This window comes from Microbacterium sp. zg-Y1090 (assembly GCF_030246945.1).
Taxonomy (GTDB): Bacteria; Actinomycetota; Actinomycetes; order Actinomycetales; family Microbacteriaceae; genus Microbacterium; species Microbacterium wangruii.
On record NZ_CP126742.1, the window covers coordinates 1,132,735 to 1,154,906 of the forward strand.

At 71.1% G+C, this 22,172-nt stretch carries 15 protein-coding genes; 5 read left to right on the forward strand and 10 right to left on the reverse strand.

Annotated elements, in window-relative coordinates; genetic code table 11:
- Positions 1–78: 78 nt before the first annotated feature.
- From QNO26_RS05375 to mmsB, 5 genes are all read left to right on the forward strand, one after another.
- Positions 79–1,095 carry a LacI family DNA-binding transcriptional regulator gene (locus tag QNO26_RS05375; RefSeq protein WP_257531785.1) on the forward strand — a complete coding sequence of 339 codons (1,017 nt, stop codon included), beginning with the start codon at positions 79–81 and terminating at the stop codon, positions 1,093–1,095.
- Between the two features lie 187 nt (positions 1,096–1,282).
- Complete coding sequence (locus QNO26_RS05380) at positions 1,283–1,975, forward strand: L-ribulose-5-phosphate 4-epimerase (RefSeq protein ID WP_257638760.1); 693 nt, start codon at positions 1,283–1,285, stop codon at positions 1,973–1,975.
- A gap of 65 nt (positions 1,976–2,040) precedes the next feature.
- A complete protein-coding gene (gene chvE, locus QNO26_RS05385; RefSeq protein ID WP_285181745.1) occupies positions 2,041–3,171 on the forward strand; it encodes a multiple monosaccharide ABC transporter substrate-binding protein in 1,131 nt (376 codons plus the stop codon).
- Positions 3,172–3,259: 88 nt separating this feature from the next.
- Positions 3,260–4,786 carry a multiple monosaccharide ABC transporter ATP-binding protein gene (gene mmsA, locus QNO26_RS05390; RefSeq protein ID WP_257531635.1) on the forward strand — a complete coding sequence of 509 codons (1,527 nt, stop codon included), beginning with the start codon at positions 3,260–3,262 and terminating at the stop codon, positions 4,784–4,786.
- Between the two features lie 23 nt (positions 4,787–4,809).
- Entirely contained in the window at positions 4,810–6,057 is a 1,248-nt protein-coding gene (gene mmsB, locus QNO26_RS05395; RefSeq protein ID WP_257531633.1) for a multiple monosaccharide ABC transporter permease, read from the forward strand.
- A 522-nt stretch (positions 6,058–6,579) separates the two neighbouring features.
- Here mmsB and QNO26_RS05400 read toward each other — a convergent pair.
- From QNO26_RS05400 to QNO26_RS05445, 10 genes are all read right to left on the reverse strand, one after another.
- Entirely contained in the window at positions 6,580–7,902 is a 1,323-nt protein-coding gene (locus QNO26_RS05400; protein WP_257531631.1) for an O-acetylhomoserine aminocarboxypropyltransferase/cysteine synthase family protein, read from the reverse strand.
- Positions 7,903–8,214: 312 nt separating this feature from the next.
- Positions 8,215–9,165: a quinone oxidoreductase family protein gene (locus QNO26_RS05405; RefSeq protein ID WP_257531629.1), complete on the reverse strand. Its 951-nt coding sequence runs from the start codon at positions 9,163–9,165 to the stop codon at positions 8,215–8,217.
- A gap of 27 nt (positions 9,166–9,192) precedes the next feature.
- On the reverse strand, positions 9,193–13,182 hold the full coding sequence (gene hrpA, locus QNO26_RS05410) for an ATP-dependent RNA helicase HrpA (protein WP_257638749.1): 3,990 nt from the start codon (positions 13,180–13,182) through the stop codon (positions 9,193–9,195).
- 76 nt (positions 13,183–13,258) lie between these two features.
- Entirely contained in the window at positions 13,259–13,885 is a 627-nt protein-coding gene (locus QNO26_RS05415) for a hypothetical protein (RefSeq protein WP_257638748.1), read from the reverse strand.
- Positions 13,882–14,388 carry a hypothetical protein gene (locus QNO26_RS05420; protein WP_257531626.1) on the reverse strand — a complete coding sequence of 169 codons (507 nt, stop codon included), beginning with the start codon at positions 14,386–14,388 and terminating at the stop codon, positions 13,882–13,884. Before QNO26_RS05420 ends, QNO26_RS05415 begins: the two co-directional genes overlap by 4 nt.
- Complete coding sequence (locus QNO26_RS05425) at positions 14,385–16,013, reverse strand: hypothetical protein (RefSeq protein WP_257638747.1); 1,629 nt, start codon at positions 16,011–16,013, stop codon at positions 14,385–14,387. Before QNO26_RS05425 ends, QNO26_RS05420 begins: the two co-directional genes overlap by 4 nt.
- Entirely contained in the window at positions 16,010–16,474 is a 465-nt protein-coding gene (locus QNO26_RS05430; RefSeq protein WP_257531624.1) for a hypothetical protein, read from the reverse strand. The genes QNO26_RS05425 and QNO26_RS05430 overlap by 4 nt, the downstream gene beginning before the upstream one ends.
- Before the next feature lie 73 nt (positions 16,475–16,547).
- Positions 16,548–16,841, reverse strand: coding sequence for a WXG100 family type VII secretion target (locus tag QNO26_RS05435; RefSeq protein WP_191717944.1), 294 nt, complete (start codon positions 16,839–16,841; stop codon positions 16,548–16,550).
- A 51-nt stretch (positions 16,842–16,892) separates the two neighbouring features.
- Entirely contained in the window at positions 16,893–21,413 is a 4,521-nt protein-coding gene (locus QNO26_RS05440; RefSeq protein ID WP_257531623.1) for a type VII secretion EssC family protein, read from the reverse strand.
- Positions 21,410–22,165 (reverse strand): FHA domain-containing protein, encoded by a 756-nt coding sequence (locus QNO26_RS05445; RefSeq protein ID WP_257531622.1) that lies wholly within the window; start codon positions 22,163–22,165, stop codon positions 21,410–21,412. The genes QNO26_RS05440 and QNO26_RS05445 overlap by 4 nt, the downstream gene beginning before the upstream one ends.
- Positions 22,166–22,172: the final 7 nt, after the last annotated feature.

The following is a 22,172-nucleotide window of genomic DNA, read 5'->3' on the forward strand; positions in this document are numbered from 1 at the left end:
AGCGGCGCGGAGCAGGGCAGGCATAATGGGCGCAGCAATGTGACCGTGCACACGGGCGTGCAGCGAGGACGGGCGGCGATGACCGACGATGGCAGCGGGCGGCGACCCAGCATCCGCGATGTCGCGCGCCTGTCGGGGGTGTCTCACCAGACGGTGTCGCGCGTGCTGAATCAGCACCCGAGCATCCGGCCCGAGACACGGGAGCGGGTCCTGGCCGTCATGGCCGATCTGAGCTACAGCCCCAACCGCGCCGCGCGGGCGCTGGTGACGAGCAGGTCCCAGACCATCGGCATCCTCGCCGCTTCCAGCACCCAGTACGGCCCGGCATCGAGCATCGCGGCCATCGAGGCCGCCGCCCGCGCTCGTGGCTACTGGGTCTCCACCGCCAACATCGAGGCCTCCGACCCCCAGTCCATCCCCGCGGGCCTGTCGCACCTCATGGCCCAGTCGATCGAGGGGCTCGTGGTCATCGCCCCGCAGGTGAGGGTGTTCCGTGCGCTCGCCGCCCAGCCCCTGGACATCCCGTACGTCACCCTGCAGTCCACCGACCTCGACCCGGGGCACACCCTGTCGGTCGACCAGATCGCCGGGGCGCGGCTGGCCACGCGCCACCTGATCGAGTGCGGTCATCGCGACATCTACCACCTCACGGGCCCCCAGGACTGGATCGAGGCCGAGGCGCGCATGCGCGGCTTCCTCGAGGAGATGAGCGCCGCCGACATCCCCACCACCGCGCCGATCCTGGGGGACTGGACGGCGGAGTTCGGCTTCCATGCCGGGCGGGAGCTGCTGAGGGTGCGCGATTTCACTGCGATCTTCGCCTCCAACGACCAGATGGCTCTGGGGCTCATGCACGCCATCCGCAGCGAGGGCCTCGACGTCCCCCGCGACATCAGCATCGTCGGGTTCGACGACATCCCGGAATCCGCGCACTTCTGGCCCCCGCTGACGACCGTGCGGCAGGACTTCGCCGAGCTGGGACGGCGCTGCGTCGACATCCTGCTGGGCGGCGATCCGGGGGCGGCTCCGCCCATCGGCTCCATCCCACCCGAGCTGGTCGTGCGGGCCTCGACGGCGCAGCCGGCGGGCCGCTGACGGCCGTTACCAAGCCGAGACGCGCGGCGGCTTGACACGTACCGGCGCTGAGTTGCTATGGTTTCCGCGATGTGAACGGTCACATGGGCCGGAATCCGAAGCATCACATCGATCGATCGACGGGCGAAGGAGCCGAACCGTGGGCGCTGGCAGTGACGCCGAGCAGCAGGACCGCTACGTCTCAGGCGTGAAGACCGAGGTCGCTGTGGCGCGGGTGCGCGCGGAGGTCGCGGCGCTGCACGCCGAGCTGGTGCGCTACGGGCTGGTCGTCTGGACCGGCGGCAACGTGTCGGGCCGGGTGCCGGGCGCCGACCTGTTCGTCATCAAGCCCTCGGGGGTGTCGTACGACGACCTGGCCCCCGAGAACATGATCCTCTGCGACCTCGACGGCAATGTCGTCCCGGGCACCCCCGGCAGCGAGCGCGCCCCGTCGAGCGACACCGCCGCCCACGCCTACGTGTACCGCCACATGCCTGAGGTCGGCGGGGTCGTGCACACGCACTCGCCCTACGCCACCGCCTGGGCCACCCGCGGCGAGGCCATCCCCTGTGTCATCACCGCGATGGCCGACGAGTTCGGCGGCGAGGTGCCCGTCGGGCCGTTCGCGATCATCGGCGACGACTCCATCGGCCGCGGCATCGTCGAGACCCTCACCGGCCACCGCTCGCGGGCGGTGCTGATGCAGAACCACGGTCCGTTCACGATCGGATCCAGTGCGAAGGACGCCGTCAAGGCCGCCGTGATGGTGGAGGACGTCGCCCGCACGGTGCACCTCGCGCGGCAGGGCGGCGAACTCATCCCCATCCCGCAGGACGCGATCGACCGTCTCTTCGACCGGTACCAGAACGTCTACGGACAGACCACCGACGACCGCCGGTAAGCCCTGACCCGGGGCAGCGGTCACGACAACACCAAGACAGAGCAGTCAGTTGGAAAGGAAACACAGTGAAGACGAAGAAGTTCTTCCTCGCAGCGGCCACCCTGGCCGCCGGCGCCCTCGTGCTCTCCGGATGCACCGGGAACGACGGCGGCGGCAGCGGTTCCGGGGGCGAGGGTGACGGCGGCCTGATCGGCGTCGCGATGCCCACCAAGAGCTCCGAGCGCTGGATCCAGGACGGCAACGCCGTCAAGGAGGCTCTCGAGGCCGAGGGTTACACGGTCGACCTGCAGTACGCCGAGGACGACATCCCCACCCAGGTGTCGCAGATCGAGAACATGATCACCAAGGGCGCCGAGGCGCTCATCGTGGCCTCGATCGACGGCACGACGCTGTCGGAGGTGCTGCAGGATGCCGCCGACGCCGACATCCCGGTCATCGCCTACGACCGCCTGATCCGCGACACCGAGAACGTGGACTACTACGCCACGTTCGACAACTTCCTCGTGGGCCAGCAGCAGGCCCGATCCGTGCTCAACGGACTGGGGCTCACCGACCTCGAGGGTGAGCCGCTCGCGGACGCCCCCGCCGGCCCGTTCAACATCGAGCTGTTCGCCGGCTCGCCCGACGACAACAACGCGACCTTCTTCTGGAACGGCGCGATGGACGTGCTCGAGCCGCTCATGGAGGACGGCACGCTGGTCGTGCAGTCGGGTCAGACGGACTTCGAGCAGGCAGCCACGCTGCGCTGGGACGGCGAGACCGCCCAGAGCCGTATGGAGAACATCCTGACGGCCGACTACTCCGACGGCACGCAGGTGGACGCGGTGCTCTCGCCCTACGACGGCATCTCGCGCGGCATCATCTCCGCCCTCACCGACGCCGGTTACAGCGTCGGCGACGAGTGGCCGGTCATCTCGGGTCAGGACGCCGAGGTCGACTCGGTCAAGGCGATCCTCTCGGGTGAGCAGTACGCGACCATCTTCAAGGACACCCGCGAGCTCGCCAAGGTGGCGGCTTCGATGGCCGTGGCTCTGCTGCAGGGCGAGGAGCCCGAGGTGAACGACACCGAGACGTACGAGAACGGCAAGAAGGTCGTTCCCTCGTACCTGCTCGGACCGGTGCCCGTCGTCGCGGACAACGTCGAGTCGTCGCTGGTCGACACCGGCTACTGGACCGCCGAGGACCTCGGCCTGTAACACCCCGCGCCGGGGGGGGGGGGGGCCCCCCCCCCCCCCCCCCCCCCCCCCCCCCGGACCCCCACCCACCCCCGAGGAAGCGGGAACAGTGACTGACAACATCCTGGAGATGCGCGACATCACCAAGACCTTTCCCGGCGTGAAGGCGCTCTCGCACGTCACGCTGGCGGTCAAGCGCGGTGAGGTGCATGCCATCTGCGGCGAGAACGGCGCCGGCAAGTCGACGCTCATGAAGGTGCTCTCGGGTGTCTACCCGAGCGGCACGTACGAGGGCGCGATCGTGTTCGAGGGCGAGGAGGTGTCGTTCAAGAGCCTCCGCGACAGCGAGGCGAAGGGCATCGTCATCATCCACCAGGAGCTGGCGCTGAGCCCGCACCTGTCGATCGCCGAGAACATCTTCCTCGGCAACGAGCGCACCTCCGGCGGTCTCATCGACTGGAACAAGACCAACTTCGAAGCCGCCGAGCTGCTCAAGCGGGTGGGGCTGCGCGACAACCCGACGACGAAGATCCGTCAGATCGGGGTCGGCAAGCAGCAGCTCGTCGAGATCGCGAAGGCGCTGTCGAAGAAGGTCAAGCTGCTCATCCTCGACGAGCCGACCGCGGCGCTCAACGACGCCGACTCCGACCACCTGCTCGATCTGATCCTCAGCCTCAAGGACGAGGGGATCACGTCGATCATCATCAGCCACAAGCTCAACGAGATCAAAAAGGTCGCCGACGCCGTCACCGTCATCCGAGACGGAAAGACGATCGAGACGATCGCCAAGGCCGAGGTCACCGAGGACCGCATCATCAAGGACATGGTGGGCCGCGATCTCGAGCACCGCTATCCCGACCACGAGCCGCAGATCGGCGAGGAGCTGCTGCGCGTGGAGGAGTGGACAGCCCACCACCCCCAGGACCCCACCCGGGTCATGGTCGACAAGGTCTCCCTCACCGTGCACGCGGGCGAGATCGTCGGTATCGCCGGCCTGATGGGAGCGGGGCGCACCGAGTTCGCGATGAGCCTGTTCGGCCAGAGCTACGGGACGCGCATCTCCGGACGGGTCTACATGCGCGGCAAGCAGGTGAAGACCCGCAGCGTCGCCGAGGCGATCGCCGCCGGCATCGCGTACGCCACCGAGGACCGCAAGACCTACGGGCTGAACCTCATCGAGGACATCAAGCGCAACGTCTCGATGGCTTCGCTGCACAAGCTCAAGAAGGCCGGACTCGTGAACGACAACGAGGAGTTCAAGGTCGCCAACGACTATCGGCGCAGCATGAACATCAAGACCCCCTCGGTGCTGTCGAAGACCGGCAAGCTCTCCGGCGGCAATCAGCAGAAGGTCGTGCTGTCGAAGTGGATCTACTCCGACCCCGACGTGCTGATCCTCGACGAGCCCACCCGCGGCATCGACGTCGGCGCGAAGTACGAGATCTACACGATCATCAACAAGCTGGCCGCCGCCGGGAAGGGGATCATCGTCATCTCCTCGGAGCTGCCCGAGCTGCTGGGCATCACCGACCGCGTGTACGCGCTGTCCGAAGGCCGCATCACCGGCGAGCTGCCCGTCGAGCAAGCCACCCCCGAATCCGTTCTCAAGCTCATGACCATGGAAAAGCCCCGCTGACGGGCGCCGCAGGAGACACGATCATGTCCAATTCCACGCAGACCCCGTCGGCCCCCAGCGAGTCGCAGGCCGCCGGTGCGCTCGTCCAGCCCGCCGACAACCCCTTCACCCGGTGGCTGTCCACCGTTCTGGCCGACCTCGGCAAGAACGGCATCTTCATCGCGCTCATCGCGGTGGTGGTGCTGTTCACGATCCTGACCGACGGCATCCTGCTGCGCCCGCAGAACCTCTCCAACCTCGTCGTGCAGAACGGGTACATCCTGGTGCTGGCGATCGGCATGGTGATGGTCATCATCGCCGGCCACATCGATCTGTCGGTCGGCTCGGTGGCCGCCTTCATCGGCGCCGTGTCGGGCGTGCTGGCGGTGAAGATGGAGTACCCGTGGTGGCTCGCCATCGTGCTGTCGCTGCTGATCGGCGCGCTGGTGGGTGCCTGGCAGGGGTTCTGGATCGCGTACGTCGGCATCCCGGCGTTCATCGTCACGCTCGCGGGCATGCTCATCTTCCGCGGGCTCGCCCTGGTGGTGCTCGGCAACGCCAACATCGGATCGTTCCCCACCGAGTACCGCGCGATGGGCAACGGGTTCCTCTCCGGCATCTTCGGCGAGAGCGATCCAGACCTGTTCACCCTCATCATCGGCGCGGTCGCGATCGTCGCCCTCGTCGTGCAGCAGCTGCGCACTCGCGCCGGGCGCGCGAAGTACGGCCAGGAGGTGGAGCCGCTGATCTGGGTTGTGGTGAAGCTCGTGGCCTTCGCCGCGGTGATCGGCTTCTTCACCTGGGCGCTGGCGTCGTACAAGGGCGTGCCGGTCACCCTCATCGTGCTGGCGGCACTGGTGATGATCTACGGCATCGTGATGAACCGCACCGTCTTCGGGCGCCACATCTACGCCATCGGCGGCAACCGTCACGCCGCCGAGCTGTCGGGCATCAAGACGCGCCGCGTGGACTTCTGGCTGTTCGTGAACATGGGCTTCCTCGCGGCGCTCGCCGGGCTCATCTTCACCGCGCGGCTGAACCTCGCCGGACCCAAGGCCGGTGACGGCTTCGAGCTCGAGGCCATCTCGGCGGCCTTCATCGGCGGCGCGGCCGTGCAGGGCGGTGTCGGCACCATCGGCGGCGCCATCATCGGTGGCCTCATCATCGGCGTGCTCAACAACGGCATGTCGATCATGGGCATCGGCATCGAGTGGCAGCAGGCCGTCAAGGGTCTGGTGCTGCTGCTGGCCGTGGCCTTCGACGTCTACAACAAGCGGCGCTCGGGCAACTGACCCGGCGCGGTGACGGAGCGCGGTTCCCTCTCTGGGGAGCCGCGCTTCGTCGTTTCGGGTCGTTGAGCGAGGGAGCGACGGAGACGAAACGCTGTTCGGTTGTGGGGTGGGGCGTTTCGTCTCGCTGCGCTCGCTCAACGACCGGTGGGTGCGGCGAGGGGGTCGTTGAGCGAGGGAGCGCAGCGACCGAGACGAAACGGGGTTCGGTTGCGGGGTGGGCGTTTCGTCTCGCTGCGCTCGCTCAACGACCGGTGGGTGGTGCGGCGCAGAGGGGTCGTTGAGCGAGGGAGCGCAGCGACGGAGACGAAACGGGGTTCGGTTGTGGGGTGGGGCGTTTCGTCTCGCTGCGCTCGCTCAACGACCGGTGGGCGTTTCGTCTCGCTGCGCTCGCTCAACGACCGGTGGGTGCGCTCGCTCAACGACCGGTGGGCGTTTCGTCTCGCTGCGCTCGCTCAACGACCGGTGGGTGCGCTCGCTCAACGACCGGGGCTGCGCTCGCTCAGCGACCGGGGCTGCGCTCGCTCAACGGCCGGAAGGGGCGAGGGGGTCGAGTGCGGCGGTGAGGTCGGCGACGATGTCGCCCGGGTCCTCCAGGCCGATCGACAGCCGGACCGTCGCCGACGTGATGCCGCCGGCGGCGAGCTGGTCGGCGCTGAGATGACTGTGCGTCATGGATGCCGGGTGCGCGACGAGGGTGCGGGCATCGCCGATGTTCGCCACCAGGTGGGCGACCTGCAGGCGGTCGATGAGGGCGGCGGCGCGGTCGAAGTCGTCCTCGGCATCCGCGCCGGGGTGCAGTTCGAAGGAGAACACCGACGCCGCACCGCGGGGGAGATAACGCTCGGCGGCGCCGTGCCAGGGACTCGACGGCAGACCCGGGTGGTGCACCCGCGCGACGGCCGGGTGGGCCGCCAGCGCCTCGGCGACGATCTGAGCGGACGCGCTGTGCCGGGCCATGCGCAGGTCGAGGCTCTCGAGCCCCTGCAGCAGCTGGAACGCGTTGAAGGCCGACAGCGACGGCCCGAGGTCCTGCGAGTACTTCGTGCGCAGCAGCGTCAGATACGCCTTCGAGCCGAACTGCGCCGTCAGGGCGGCGCCCGGCACGCGTGCGAGGGGCGTGTTCAGCTGCGGCCAGCGCGCGGCATCCGCCGTGAAGTCGAAAGTGCCGAGGTCGACGACGAGTCCGCCGAGGGCCGCGCCGTGCCCACCGATGAACTTCGTCGCCGAGTGCACGACGATGTCGGCGCCGTGCTCCTTCGGACGCTGCAGGTACGGGGTGGCGACGGTGTTATCGATGACGAGCGGCACGCCCGCATCGTGGGCGATGTCGGCGACGGTGCGCACATCCAGCACCTGGGCGAGCGGGTTGGCGACGGTCTCGGCGAAGAAAGCGCGCGTGGTCGGACGCACCGCAGCACGCCACGCCTCGGGGTCGTCCTGGTCGACGAAGGTGACCTCGATGCCCCAGTCGGCGAACGTGTCGGCGAGGAGATAGATGGTGCCGCCGTAGAGCTGATGCGCTGCGACGATGTGCTCACCCTGGCGGGCCAAGGTCAACAGGGCCAGCGCGACCGCGGCCTGGCCGGACGCGACGGACACCGCGCCCACGCCGCCCTCGAGGGCGGCGACCCGCTGCTCCAGCACCGCGGACGTGGGGTTTCCGGTGCGGCTGTAGACGTTGCCCTCGCGGCGCAGCGCGAACAGGTCACGCGCCTCGGCCAGCGAGGCGAAACCGTAGGCGTTCGACTGGTAGATCGGCGGAACGGAGGCGTGCTGTACGGCACCGGCGTCGTAGCCGGCCTGGACCTGCACAGTCGCGAACGAGGGACACGGAGCAGCGGGCATGGCACCATCCTGTCGGCGGGCGCCGGACCGACCCGGATCGTGTGACGCATTGTTGCGGCATCCGCCGGTCTGTGACGTGGCGGGCGGCGGCGTCGCGCGGCCTCGCGGGTCGTTGAGCGAGCGCAGCGAGACGAAACGTGGGTGCGGGCGTTTCGTCTCGGGCGCTGTGCGCCCTCGCTCAACGACCGGGGGGCTGTGCGGGGGTGCGGGCGTTTCGTCTCGGGCGCGGCGCGCCCTCGCTCAACGACCGGGGTGGTGCGCGCCCTCGCTCAACGACCGGGGTGGTGCGCGCCCTCGCTCAACGACCGGGGATCAGGGGACCAGGGTCACCTTGCCGTCGACGCCGTCCATGACCACCCGGTGCGCCTGTGCCGCCTCGGCGAGCGGGAAGGTCGGGCCGAGCTCCACTTCGAACTGCCCCGCGGCCATGAGCGCCAGCGCCACCGGCACCGCCTCAGCCCGCCATGCCTGCTGCTGATCGGTGAGCGGCCACGGCGCGCCACCCGAGAACGCGCGGATGCCGAGACCTTCGGCATCCGCCCCCCGCACGATCGTCGCGATGCGCGAGCGGTCATCGAGCAGCTCCAGCGACGCCTCAAGCGCTTCGTCGGTGCCGGCGCCGTCGAGCACCGCGGTGACGCCGGACTCGCCGGCGGCCTCCCGCACGCGGCCCACGAGGCCATCTCCGTAGCGCACCGGGATGGCCCCCAGGTCCGCCACGCGCCCGGCGCGGCGCTCGGAGCACGTCGCGATCACGGTGGCGCCGGTGAGCCGGGCGAACTGGATGACCGCCTGCCCGACGCTGCCCGAACCGCCGTGGACGAGCAGCACGTCGTCGGACCCGATCGCCAGCGACCGCACGCACTGGTAGGCGGTGCCGACGGGGATGCCGAGGGCCGCTCCCGCGGCTGCGGACACCGCCGCGGGCCGGGCGAAGACCTTGTCGACGGTCGCGACGATCTCGTCGGCGTAGCATCCGTTCGCGCCGGAGACGACGACCGGGTCGCCGACGCGGAAGCCGTCGACGTCATCGCCGACGTCGGTGACGATCCCGGCGGCATCCATGCCCAGCCGACGCGGTTTGTCGGCGCTGGGCGGTGCGGAGGCGCGCAGCCCCGAGCGGAGCTTCGCATCGATGGGATTCACGCCCGCGGCCTGGATGCGCACGGCGACGGTGCCCGGCCGCAGCTGCGGATCGGCCACCTCCTGCTCATGCAGAACCTCGGGGTCACCGAACTCGGTGTAGACGATCGCGCGGGTCATCGGAGCCTCTTCCGTCGGGGAACAGGCCTATCCTCGCAGAGCCTTCTGGATTCGTTGGGGCGAAACCGGCTCGGCGGTGCCGAGCCGCTGGGCGAACAGGCTGACCCGGTACTCCTCCAGCAGCCAGCGGGTGTGGACGAGGTTCGCCGGGGCGTGCTCGTCGATCGGGATCGTCCCCCCGGCCTCGGCGTAGAGCGCGGCCATCCGCTCGTACTCGGTGAGACGCTGCCGGTCGCGCCCGGGATTGTCGGACAGCTGTGACACCCGCTCGAGGGCCCCGGCAAGGTAGCGCGGCAGATGCGTCAGGCGCGCCAGCCCGGTGCGCGAGACGAAACCGGGGAAGACGAGGCCCGCCACCTGGGTCTTGATGTCGCCCAAGGCGGCGAGCAGCGTCATCGAGTTCTGCCCGCGCACGGCCTTCTCCACCTCGCGGGATGAGGTGAGGATGCGCGCGGTCAGCGACACCGTCTGGAAGAGTTCGTCGACCACGGTGCGCGAGAATTCGTCACGCACGCGCGCGAAATCGGCGGCGGTGCGCACCAGCGCGCCCGACATCACCCGCGCGAGCACGGCATCGGCGACGGCGACGCGCGCGTCTTCGATGAGGGCCTTCGCCGAGGGGTACGGAGAAGCCGCCAGCGCGAGCTTCTCCTGAGCGGTCAGGTGCTCGAGCACATACGGGGCGGGGGAGGGCACCGTGAGCAGCAGCAGACGCCGCGCCCCGGCATGCGTGAGTCGCTGCGCGGCCTCGGGGGTCGCCTGGATGCGCACCGACACCGACGCGCCGTCGTCGACGAGGGAGGGGTAGCCGCGCACGACACCGCCGGCGACACGGGTGTCGACCAGTGCGGGCAGGTCGCCGATGGTCCAGTCGGTGAGCCCGCTCTGCTCGGTGATGCCCGAGGTGCCCGCGTCTGCCGAGCCGCCGGGCGAGCCGGTGACGGCGGCCACCGCGCCGGGCCGTGGCGCAGGGGAACCCGGGCCGGCTCCGCGTGGCGCGGTCAGCGATCGGCTGACCGAGGCGCGGGCACGGTCGGCCAAGCGGTCCTGCAGCGCCCTCAGATCGCGATCGGATGCCACGGTGCGGCCGCGCTCGTCGACGGCGCGGAACGACATCCCCAGGTGCGCGGGCACGCGTTCGAGGTCGAAGTCGGCGGCGGTGACCGGCTGGTTCGCCACACGCTGCACGCGCGCGGCCAGCGCGTCGCGCAGGGCGCGGGGCGGCAGGCCGTCGTGCGACTCCGGACCGTCGCCGGCGAGCTCCTCGGCGAAGCGTGCGGCCCAGTCTGCAGCCGGCACGACGGAGCGCCGGATGGCCTTGGGAAGGGCGCGCAGCAGCCCGGCGATGAGTTCGCCGCGCAGCCCCGGCACCTGCCAGTCGAAGCCGTCGGGCCGCAGCTGCGCGAGCAGCGCCAGCGGCACCACCACGCTCACGCCGTCGTCGGGGGCGCCCGGCTCGAACCGGTAGGCGAGCGACAGCACCTGGTCGCCCTGCTGCCAGCGCATCGGGAAGTCGCGTTCGTCGGCGCGCGAGGCGTCGTCGACGAGGTCCGCCTCGGTGAGGTCGAGCAGGCGCGGCGTGCGGGACGAGGCATCCCGCCACCACGCCTCGAACGAGCGCACATCGAAGACGTCGTGCGGCAGGCGGGAGGCGTAGAAGGCATAGACCGCCTCATCGCCGGCGAGGATGTCGCGGCGGCGCTCGCGCTCCTCGATCTTCTCCAGGCGGCGGCGCAGCTCGAGGTTGCGCCGCTCGAACGCGGTCAGTCGCTTGTCGAGATGGGTGACGTTCCACTCGCCTTCGACGAGGGCGTGGCGGATGAACATCTCCCGCGCGAGCGGGCGGTCGATGCGGGCCAGCTGCACCCGGCGGCGCGGCACGATCTCGAGGCCGAACAGGGTGACCTTCTCGGCGGCGACGGCGGCACCGGCATCCTTTGACCAGTGCGGATCGCTGAGGCTGCGGTGGACCAGGTCGCCGGCGAGCTCCTCTGCCCACTCCGGGTCGATGGCCGCGACGGTGCGCGCATACAGTCGCGATGTCTCGACCAGCTCGGCGGCCATCACCGCGTCGGGGGAGGCCTTGCGCAGCCCCGACCCGGGGAAGATCGCGAAGCGGGCGCCCCGCGCTCCGCGGTACTCCGCGCGCGGCCGTCCGTGAGGAGCCTTCGCGCCCTTGCCCTTCGCGCCGGACGCCGGTGCCGCCGTGGACCGGGTGTCGAGGATGCCGAGGTGCGACAGCAGCCCGGCGAGGATCGCCCGGTGCACCAGCGCCGGGTCGGCGGCGCCGCTGTTCTTCGCCCGCGGGGCGTCGGTCAGCTGCCGCAGCTGCCGGTGCACGTCGAACCACTCGCGCACCCGCACATAGTTGAGGTGCTCGGAGCGGCACATGCGGCGGAATGCGCTCGAGCCGAGCTCGGACTGCTGCTCGCGCAGGTGGTTCCACAGGTTCAGCAGGCTGAGGAAGTCGCTCGTCGGGTCGGTGAAGCGCGCGTGAAGGCGGTCCGCCTCCTCGCGGCGCTCCTCCGGTCGCTCGCGCACGTCCTGGATCGACAGCCCCGCCACGATCGCCAGCACGTCGCCGGCGACGTCGAGTCGCCGCGCCTCGATGAGCATGCGCGCGAACCGGGGGTCGATGGGGAGCCGCGCGATCTCACGCCCGATGTCGGTGAGGCGCCACCCCTTGCCCGCGTCGGCGGAGGCGCGCGCCGCGCGACCCTGGCCGCGACCGCCCCCCGAGCCCGTCGCAGGACGCACCGCGCCGAGCTCGACGAGCAGGTCGAACGCGGCTTTGACCCCGCGGGAGTCGGGCGGCGTGAGGAACGGGAACTCGGTGATGTCGCCGAATCCGAGCGACAGCATCTGCAGGATCACCGAGGCGAGGCTCGTGCGCAGGATCTCGGGCTCGGTGTACTCGGGCCGGGAGGTGAAGTCCTCCTCGGTGTACAGCCGGATCGCGACACCGTCCGAGGTGCGTCCGGCGCGACCGGAGCGCTGCTGCGCCGACGCCTGCGAGACGGCCTCGATCGGCAGGCGCTGGATCTTGGAGCGCGCGCTGTAGCGCGAGATGCGGGCGGTTCCGGCGTCGATGACGTACTTGATGCCGGGGACGGTGAGGCTCGTCTCCGCGACGTTGGTCGCGAGGATCACCCGGCGCCGGACGCCCGCGACCTGAGAGCGCTCGAAGACCCGGTGCTGCTCGGCGGACGACAGTCGGCCGTACAGGGGCAGCACCTCCGTCGGCGAGGTGTCCTTTGCGTACATGCCGCGTACGGCATCCATCGCGTCGCGGATCTCCGCCTCGCCGGGCAGGAACACCAGCACGTCGCCGGCCGGTTCGCGGTCGAGTTCGCGCAGCGCCCCCAGCAGCGCGTCGACATCGTCGGGGCCGTCGTCGTCGGCGTCGGCGACGCGACCGCGGTACCGGATCTCCACGGGGTAGGTGCGACCGGACACCTCGATGATGGGGGCGGGCTCGCCCGCGGCATCCGCGAAGTGCTTCGCGAAGCTCTCGGGGTCGATCGTCGCCGAGGTGACGATGACCTTCAGATCGGGGCGGCGGGGCAGGATGCGGCGCAGGTACCCGATCAGGAAGTCGACGTTCAGAGACCGCTCGTGCGCCTCGTCGATGATGATCGTGTCGTAGCGGCGCAGCAGCTTGTCGCGGTGGATCTCGTTGAGCAGGATGCCGTCGGTGACCAGCGCCACCCGGGTGTCGGCCGAGACGTTGTCGGTGAAGCGCACCTTGTAGCCGACGGTGGTGCCCAGCGGCACCTGCATCTCCTCGGCCACGCGCTCGGCGATGGTGCGGGCGGCGATGCGGCGGGGCTGGGTGTGCGCGATGCGGGTGCGCCCGAGCTCCAGACAGATCTTCGGCAGCTGGGTGGTCTTTCCCGAGCCGGTCGCGCCGGCGACGATGACGACCTGATTCTCGGCGATGGCGCGCGCGATCTCGTCCCGCGCGGCGCTGACGGGCAGCTCGGGCGGGTAGACGATGACGGGCTCTGGTGCGGACACAGCCCTCCATCGTATGCCCGGCGGGCGTCGGGCCGGCGCGCGAGTGCGCGAGTGCGCGAACGCGCGGATGCCGGGCTCAGGCGTCCTGGAACGCCGAGGCCGCCACGATCGCGTCGAAGTACGACAGCAGGGTGTGCGCGATGTCGCCCAGGGGCGTGGTGAACACCGCGGTGAGCAGGCGCTTGCTCCCCGGCACCGGGTACCAGTACTGCGCGATGAGCCGGCGCTGCGTGAAACGCTCGCCGTCCTCGATCTCGACCGTCTCCTCGATCCGGTGCACGCGGACGACGTCCGAGTCCATGCAGCGACGCCGCACCGCGGTGCCCGCGCCATCGGGGTCCATGAGGGGGAGGGACTTCTCGAACACCGTCAGCACCGCGTCGGCCCCGGTGCCGATGGCCGGGCTCATGCGCATGCCCTCGTCCTCGAAGACGGTGAGGGTCGCCGACATCGGCTGTCCCGGACCCAGCTCGGTCTGGATCATCAGCAGCTGCGCATCCGCCTCGACGGCGGCCGTGGCCGCGCGGGTGAACTCCTCGCGCAGCCGCGCGCGCTCCGTCGCGCGCTCATCGGCGCGCCCGAGCACGCCGGTGGCGATCTTCTTGGTGGAGTCGGCGACGGCCTCGGGGGAGGACAGGTCGATCCGCCACCACGTGCCGATCATCCGGAACACGAGCCGCGGCTGGGCGACGGCTGTGGTCATCGCGCGCCGCCGATCACCGCGGGGTCCGTCGTGGTCAGCTGCAGGCTGTCTTTGATGAAGCGGTACTGCACCGCGTCGGGGAGCCCTGCGGCGGCCTGCGTGAGGTCGAGGATGCGGGAGTCGTCGGACGCGGGCCGGGCGATGAGGGTGAGCTGGTCGACCTCGGTCGTCGCGTTCTCCAGCGCGGCCACGGCGATGCGCACGACCGTGTCGGTGCTCACCGGCTCGTCGCCGGACAGTGCGACGGCGATGGTCATGACGCTGGCGAAGCCCGACGGGTTCACCATGACGGTGGGCACGTCCACGACGCGCGGGTCGGATTCAGCCACGGCACTGCGGACGGTGGTGGGGGACATGTCGTCTTCCTGGTCGGTGCCCTGCGGGGCGGGGGAGCCGGGGGCGGTGCCCGGCAGGATGCTGCAGCCGACGAGTGTGGCGGCCAGCAGCGCGGCTGCGGTCGCCGCTCCCGCCCGTGCCCCGTGCCTGCGGTGTGCGCGGGTCACTTCTCCGACCAGCCGTACTGCCGCCGCTGGTAGCCGTAGGCGCCGTCGTGGCCGACGAAGTACCGGTCGAGGTCGGCGACGGTGCCCGGGGGCACCTGGCCGACCCGCTCGGCGAGTGTCTCGTGGTAGGCGCCGGCGTTGTGGATGCCGTGGACGCCCTTGTGCGCCTCCGACGACTCCGCGTGGATGGTCGTCCAGTTCGGGCGCTGCTGCGCGTAGCCGTCTGTCCCGACACTCACGATGGTGTCCAGGCGTGGCACCGGGTCGCCGTTGTGCTGCACGGAGACGACGGAGGTGGAGGACGGAATCGGCATGTGGTCGATCGGCGCGCCGGCGGCGACGACCGCGGACCAGTTGTAGTCCCGGTTGTACGACGCGAGCGTGCCGGCCATGATGCCGCCCTGGCTGAAGCCCACGAGCATCACGGGGTCGTTCGCGCCGACCCCCGCCTGCTGCATGGCGTCGATCACGGCACGCTCGTACTGCGAGCGCAGCGAGGGGGTGAGCATGAGGGCGAGGTTGCTGTCGAGGTCGTGCACGCCACCCTGCTCGCCGAACCGGGACATCCACTCCTGGGTGCTGGGGAGGATGACGCGCCAGCGCACCACCCCATCGGCATTCACGACCCGCGTCACGGAGATGACGGTCTCATCGACGCTGGTCGGCTTGCCGTTGTCGTCCCAGCTCTTGCCCAAGCCGTCCACGAACTCCGTCTCGGACAGCGCCTCCGACAGGTCGGCGGGCTGCCCCTTGTAGGAGTTCGCCTCCTGGTCGGTGAGGGTGTGCTCGCCGACGCTGGGCGTCGGCTTGAGCACGTCGGACAGCACGCTGACCAGCAGGAACCCGGCCAGCACCGCCGTGACGAGGGCGGCGATCAGCGGCGTGATGAACGGCAGCGCCGCGAGCACGGCGAACACCAGCAGCAGGATGACGGCGACGCCGAGCAGCGCGGCGACGGTGGAGATGAGGCGCTGCAGCTCGGCGTAGAGGTCTCCGAGGAAGTCGCCCACCCAGCGGGCGATGGTCGCCAGGAAGTCGCCGACGTCGTCGAGGAAGTTCTTGACCCGGTCCCAGAACCCTTCGTTCGTGCCGTCGATGGCCGCATCGATGCGGTCGATCGCGGTCTGGGCCGCCCGCTCCATGTCTTGGCGGGCCGCCTCGATCTCGGCGCGGGCGGCCTGGGCCGCGGCATCCATCCGGGTGCGCCGCGCGCGCGCTGCCTGCACCTGATCCTCGGCGGAGCGGAGGTTGCCGGCGGGCGCGTCGGCTTCGCCGAGCCGTTCCAGGCGCCGCTCGGACACCAGCAGGTCGTACTCGGCCGTTGCGGCACCGGCCTCGGCACGGGCTTCGGCGACCTCGGCGTCGTCGGCGCGATCGTGTGCCGCCTTCAGCGCGACGGCGTACTCCTGGAGCGCGCGGGCGGTGCCGTCGTAACGCTCGTGGGCACGGTCGAGGTCGCGGGCGACCTCGGTGCTGCGATCGCGGATGGCATCCATCGACCGAGCGGTGCTGTCGTATGCGATGGCACGCAGGTCGTCGGCGGCCCGCTGGATCAGCGAGGCCGACGAGACGTACGACGCCGACCGCTCCGCGAGGGAGGTGGGGTTTCCGGGCAGGACGCTCATCGGGTCGCTCCCTGGGTCATCTCGTCGGCGGTGAGGTCACGTGCCCACACGGGCGGCTCCGCGGCGGGGGTGGAGGCGGGTCCCGGTGACGGGCTGGGGGCGGGTGCGGGTCCCGGTGACGGCGCCCCGGGCGTGGGTCCGCCGGGCGAGGGCTGCGGCGTCGGGTCCGGGACCTCCTGCACCGGCCTGACCGCGGCGGCGAGGTCGGTGTCGAGGTCGCTGAACGTGTCGACCACCGCACCGAGGTAGTCCGCGATGAAGAGCAGGTTCTCCTCGAGCTTGCCGCGGGCGATGTCCCACTTGTCGCCGAATTCGCGCACCTTGCCGCCGAGGCGGTCATGGCCGGTGTCGGCGGCGGCACCGGCGGCGATGCTCTCCGCGCGCGCGAAGCTGCTGGCGACGGTCTCGGCCGTGCGGGCGCTGCGGCGCAGCTCCGCGAAGTCCAGTTTCAGATCGGCCACGGCCGTTCCCTCCCGCTCAGACGACGACGCGGGGCCGGCCGTGAAGGACCGGCCCCGCGTCGAGGGACTGTGATCAGCCGATCGAGCTGGCCAGCTGCTCGTCGGTGGACTGCAGCGCCGATGCTGCCTTCTCGAGGAACTGGGCCATGCCGTCGATGCCCTGCACGGTGCGCTGCGCACCCGAGGTGAACTGCTCGTAGGACGAGTCGAAGGCGCCGGAAGCGCGGGTGGTGGTGAAGCCATCCTGCACGAGCTGGCTGACGAGGGAGCGCAGCTCCTGCAGCTTGCCTTCCAAGTCCGACTGGCCGGCACGCAGACGGTTCGCGGCGCTCTGCATCTGGTCGTAGGTGACGTTGAGGTTCGCCATGGTCACTCCTTGTGTCGTGAAGCGGCAGTTCCTCTGCCGACGTGATTCAACCTATGGGAGGGCGTGCTGACCCGCCAATGGGGAGTAGTCCCCATTCGCGTCGACCGCCTCGCCGTCGACCAGCGGGAAGTGCACGCGCACCGTCTTCGCGCTCGCGGCGAGCATGGCACGTCCCGGCGGGAACTCGCGCTTGAGCAGGCGCGGGAACGCCGTCTTGAGCACCACTTCGCCGTCATGGGTGTCCGGCTGCAGCACGACCCCGCGTCGCGCGGACTTGATGTCGCCCAGCAAGCCGAAGCTCGTGGTCCAGTCGCTCGTCTCGCCCTCGGCCACCAGCAGTCCGTCGCCCCGCTTGACGCGCTTGGCGAAGTCCGACAGCGGCATCTCGGCCAGAGAGGTGGCGTACTCCGACGCGCCCTCGAGGAACACCGCGACGCCCGCGAGCCCTCGCTCGTCCTGCAGGATCGCGTCGATGAGGCGGCTGGCGGATCCGCCGTCGACGGCGGTGTCGTCCCAGGCGACGGCGTCACGCAGCGTGGACCGGGCGTTGCCGATGTAATAGCGGCGCACGCCGGGGTCGGCGCGGCGCACCGCCTCGGCCATCGCACGCAGCGCGTTGCTGCGCCCGCTCTGCGGGGGACCGGCGACGACGAACAGGCCGTGGGGGTCGAACCCGATCGGGTCGAGGGTGTCGCCGGACAGCCCCAGCACCGGGCGGCCGTCGACGTGGCGCGGCAGGTCGCTGAACCCGTACACCTCCGGCAGCGCACGCACCGGCGGCGCGTCGGTGCGGCCCTGGCGTCGCATGGCGTCGGCGAACTCGCCGATCGCCTGCGCCTGCGCCCTCGGATCGGGGGTGCCGGCGATGACGGCGATCTGCGTCTCGAGTCCGTTGACCACAGCGCGGCCGGCGGGCGACTCCGGCGACAGCACGTCGCGCGGGGCGCCGACCATCGCGTAGGCGTCGGAGTCGGACAGACGCAGCACGACCCGCTTCTGGATCGACGACTGCAGCGCCGTCGGAACGGCCTGCCCGCGGTCGGCGGTGAGGGCGACATGGATGCCGACGGAGCGGCCGTCGGTCATGATCTGCTGGAACACCTGGTAGGCCTCGGCGCGTCCGGTGACCGCCTCGTACTCCGAGCGGAACGTGGGGAAGCCGTCGATGAGCACGAGGATGCGCGCCTCGTCGGGGCGGCCGGCAAGCGAGCGGTACTGGGAGATGGTGCCGGCGTTGACAGCCGCGTACGCCTCACCGCGTCGGTCCAGCTCGTGCTTGAGCATGCGGAACAGCCGCGAGACGCGCTCGCCGGAGTCGGCGGGGATGACCGCGCCCACGTGCGGCATCGCCTCGAGCATCCGCAGACCGCCGGAGCCGAAGTCCAGTCCGTACACCTCGACGGGGCCGCCGCGCGGGGTGATGCCGGCCGCGACGGCGAGGGTGCGCAGCGTGGAGCTCTTGCCGGCGCCGCCGGTGCCGTAGATCGCCAGGTGGCCGTCGTCGTCGGGCTCGAAGTACACCGTGTCCTGCGCTTGGCGCTGGGGGACGTCCTGCACGCCCAGCAGGAGCTTCTGGTCGGTGCGCTGGCGCAGCAGCGTCAGGTCGTAGACGGCGGCCAGCTCGTCGAGCCACGGGCGGCGCGGGGCGGCGATCGACGCCGACTGCGCGGCGGCGACCATCGTGGACACCAGACGCTGCTGGTCGGTCGGCCCGAGGTCGCGCTCGGCCGACTCCGCGTCGGCCTTCGGGGCCTCCCAGCGGCGGGGCGGCCCGAAGGCGAACGACTCCAGTTCCACCTCCGGGGCCTCCTCCTCGACGAAGCTCCACCCGCCGGTGTAGGCGGACTGGAACACCGTCAGCCGGCCCGGCCCGGTCTTCGCGGCGCCGCGGCCGGGGATGGCGGGGTCGAAGCCCGCGGCATCCTTCGTGCCGATGACGTCGTCGGAGTCCACCTCGTCCGCCATGCGCAGTGCGACGCGCATGTTGGTGTTGGCGCGCAGGTTGTCCTTGATGACACCGGCGGGCCGCTGGGTGGCCATGATGAGGTGGATGCCGAGGGAGCGGCCCCGCTGGGCCACGTCCACGACGCCGTCGACGAAGTCCGGCACCTCGTTGACCAGCGCGGCGAACTCGTCGATGACGATCACCAGCGCCGGCGGGGTGTCGGGGTCGCCGCGCTTCTCCAGGTCGAGGATGTCCTTGGCCTTCTTGCGGGTGAAGAGCGTCTCGCGGTGGTGCAGCTCCGCCCGCAGGCTCACCAGCGCCCGGCGCACGAGGTGGGGGCTCAGGTCGGTGACCAGCCCCACGCAGTGCGGCAGGGCGGTGCACTCGGCGAACGCCGCGCCGCCCTTGTAGTCGACGAAGAGGAACGTCACACGCTGCGGGCTGTACTCCGCGGCCATGCCGAGCACCCACGCCTGCAGGAACTCGCTCTTGCCGGAGCCCGTGGTGCCGCCGACGAGGGCGTGCGGTCCCTGGGCGCGCAGGTCGAGGTGCATCGCCCCGGCGGCCGCCTGCCCGACGATGGCGCGCAGCTTCGGCGTCGACGGCGCGCGGGTCGCGGAGGCGAGGATCGAGCCGTTCTGCTCCCAGCGGTCCACGACCGCGCCGGGCGCCGTGGCCATCTCCTTGCCGATCAGCTGCAGCATCGGCACCGAACGGGGCACGTCGCTGGTGTCCGCCGCGATGGACCCGGCGTCGACGTACGACGACAGCCGGCGACAGAACTGGGCGAACTGGGGGACCGTCAGCCCCTCCACCTCGACCGGATCGATGGTCAATCCCAGCCGCACATAGCCGACGGAGGCGGAGCCGTCGGCGGCGATGTCGACGAAGGTGCGGCAGGCGGCGGGCAGTGCGGCGGTGTCGGCGGCCATCCAGATCGGGTAGACGCCGCGGCCGGCCGCGCGCTCGAGCACCTGGATCAGTCGTGCCCGGTCGACGGGGGCGTCGTCGGAGATGAGCACGACGATCGCCGGCAGGGGCCCGTCGTAACCGCCGTCGGGACCGGAGCCCGACCCGACGGCGGCGCCGGCGGCCAGCGCCGCCTGCTTGTCGCCGATGGCGCCCAGCTGCAGGGGTGCGTCCTGACCGCGCGGCGAGCGGGCACTGAGGGCCTCTTCGAGCCGGGACAGCAGATTGGCCGCGGCAGAGGCGGTGTCGGCGAAGGGAGCGCCGCCGAAGACGGCCTCCGAGTTCATGGCGTGGGGCAGCCACTTCGCGTCGGCGAACTGGGCGGCCCAGCCGGGACCGAACAGGCCGCCGATCACGACGTCGCCGGGGGCGTGCAGTCCCGCCACCTGAGCGGTGAGCGCCCGGCCGTACGCCGCGACGGCGGCGGGGTGGCCGGCGATGCCGAGGGCTCCGGCATCCGAGAGCTTCTCCACCGCCGGGGTGCGGGGCACGAGCTCGTAGGAGGCGATGAGCTCCTCGAGCTGGGTGACCTGCTCGGGCACCGCGCGGTCGGTGTTGCCGGTCTCCTTCACCGTGTTGCGGGTGGGCACATCGCCCACCCCCAGCCGCACCTGCAGGAACGACCAGTGCTCGGGGCGACGTGTCCACACCAGCGGCGAACGGTGCTGGACCGCGTCGTAGATCTCGTGCAGGGGCACCGCCTCCCGCGCGCGGATGCGGGATTCCTCCTCGCGCTCGCGGGCGAGCCGGGCGGACAGGCGTTCGATCTGGCCGACGAAGCGGGCGTGCTCCATCTTGAGCTTGCGCCGCTGCTGCGACTTGGCCGTCGCCCAGGTGCTGATCATCATCAGCGGGGAGATGGCGACGAAGATGAGCGTGATCGCGCGCCCGGTGGCGGCGAACATGGCGATGCCGGCGATGGCGGGGAGGATCGCCGCGGCCCACGGGAACGGCTGCGGGTCACCGGGGATGGGCGGGTCCGCGCCCTCCAGTTCGCGGCCGACGTAGCGCGGCTCGACGCTGGGCGAGCGGGTGAAGCGCACCTCGCCGATGGGGGAGGACTGCGCGATCTCGGAGGGCAGGTACCCCGCGCGGATGACCGTGCTGCCCAGCTCCGCCTCCTGACCGTGCTGCAGCTCCAGGCGCCCGACGGGCGCCCCTTGCACGATGATGCCGTTGGCGGAGTTGAGGTCGACCAGCTCGATGCGGTCGCGTCCGACGTGCAGGCGCGCGTGGCGGTTGGACACCATCGGGTCGTCGAGCACGATGCCGCAGTCGTCGCTGCGGCCGATGATCGTCGAGCCCAGGGGAACGGCGTAGCGGCGCCCCGCATGCCGGCCGCCGACGATCTCGATGTAAGCCACATCGGGGCGGGGGGCGTCATCGAGACCGACCACGCCGATCTCCACGCCCGACGCGAGCGCGAGGTCGGCGAGGGTGTCGTCCGGGTCGAGCACCTCTGGAACGCCGCCCACCGCGGGGGCGTGCGCTTCGAGCGTGACGGCACCGGGAGCGAAGGCGGGGTCTCGATAGACGCCCGAGGGGTCGCGCGCGACCAGGGAGTCGGCGACCTCGCCGACACGCACGCCGGGTTCAGCGGCCAGGGCGATGTCCTCGGTGGAGCCGTCGGGGCGGCGCAGCGTGGCGCGGATCTTCATCGGGTGCCTTTCTCGCTCGCGGCGGCGGCCACCTCGAGCAGATCCAGATCCTGGGGCGTGACCAGGCGCGAGAGCACCGCATGCTCGACCAGGCGCGCGCGCCGGTTGGTGGCGAGCCTGCCCACACCGCCGCGCAGTCCCTGCACGCCCTCACGGTCGAGCTTGTCGCAGACGTTGTCGAGCTTGCGGTTGAAGGTCGTCAGCGGCCAGCCGAGACGTGCCGCCGCGGCCGCCGACGAGGGCAGCTGGCTGGAGCCGACCATGCCGCCGCGCAGGATCGGCTCGCACAGCGCGACCAGCAGCAGCTTCTGGCTGGGGGTGAGGCTCACCGCCCCGATCGTGGTGGTGCCGTCGCCTTCGGGTTCGTCCGACGCCGCATCGCGTCCGACGACGAAGCTCGCCGCGTCGTTGTGCACGCCGAGTTCGTAGGTGTAGGCGCCGGCGGAGAACATCACCGCGAGCTCGGGGAACACCAGCGGCACGCGTGCGCCGGGACCGAGCACGGCCTGGTAGGCGCCGTCGGGCGTGGCCAGGCTCACCGAGATGCTCTGGCCGATGTTCGTGAGCCACCACAGCCCCGCGTCGGCGTCGAAGGCGAGCAGGCGACGGTGCAGGTAGCGATTGGTGTCCACGGTGAGATCGGCATCGCGCCCCACCGAGAACGTCGTGCCGGGAACCGGCCGGTGCCACTCGCCGCAGAACTCGATCCCGAGTGTGCCCTCCGCTACGGCATGCGCGTCCATCGTCGTCATGACTTCC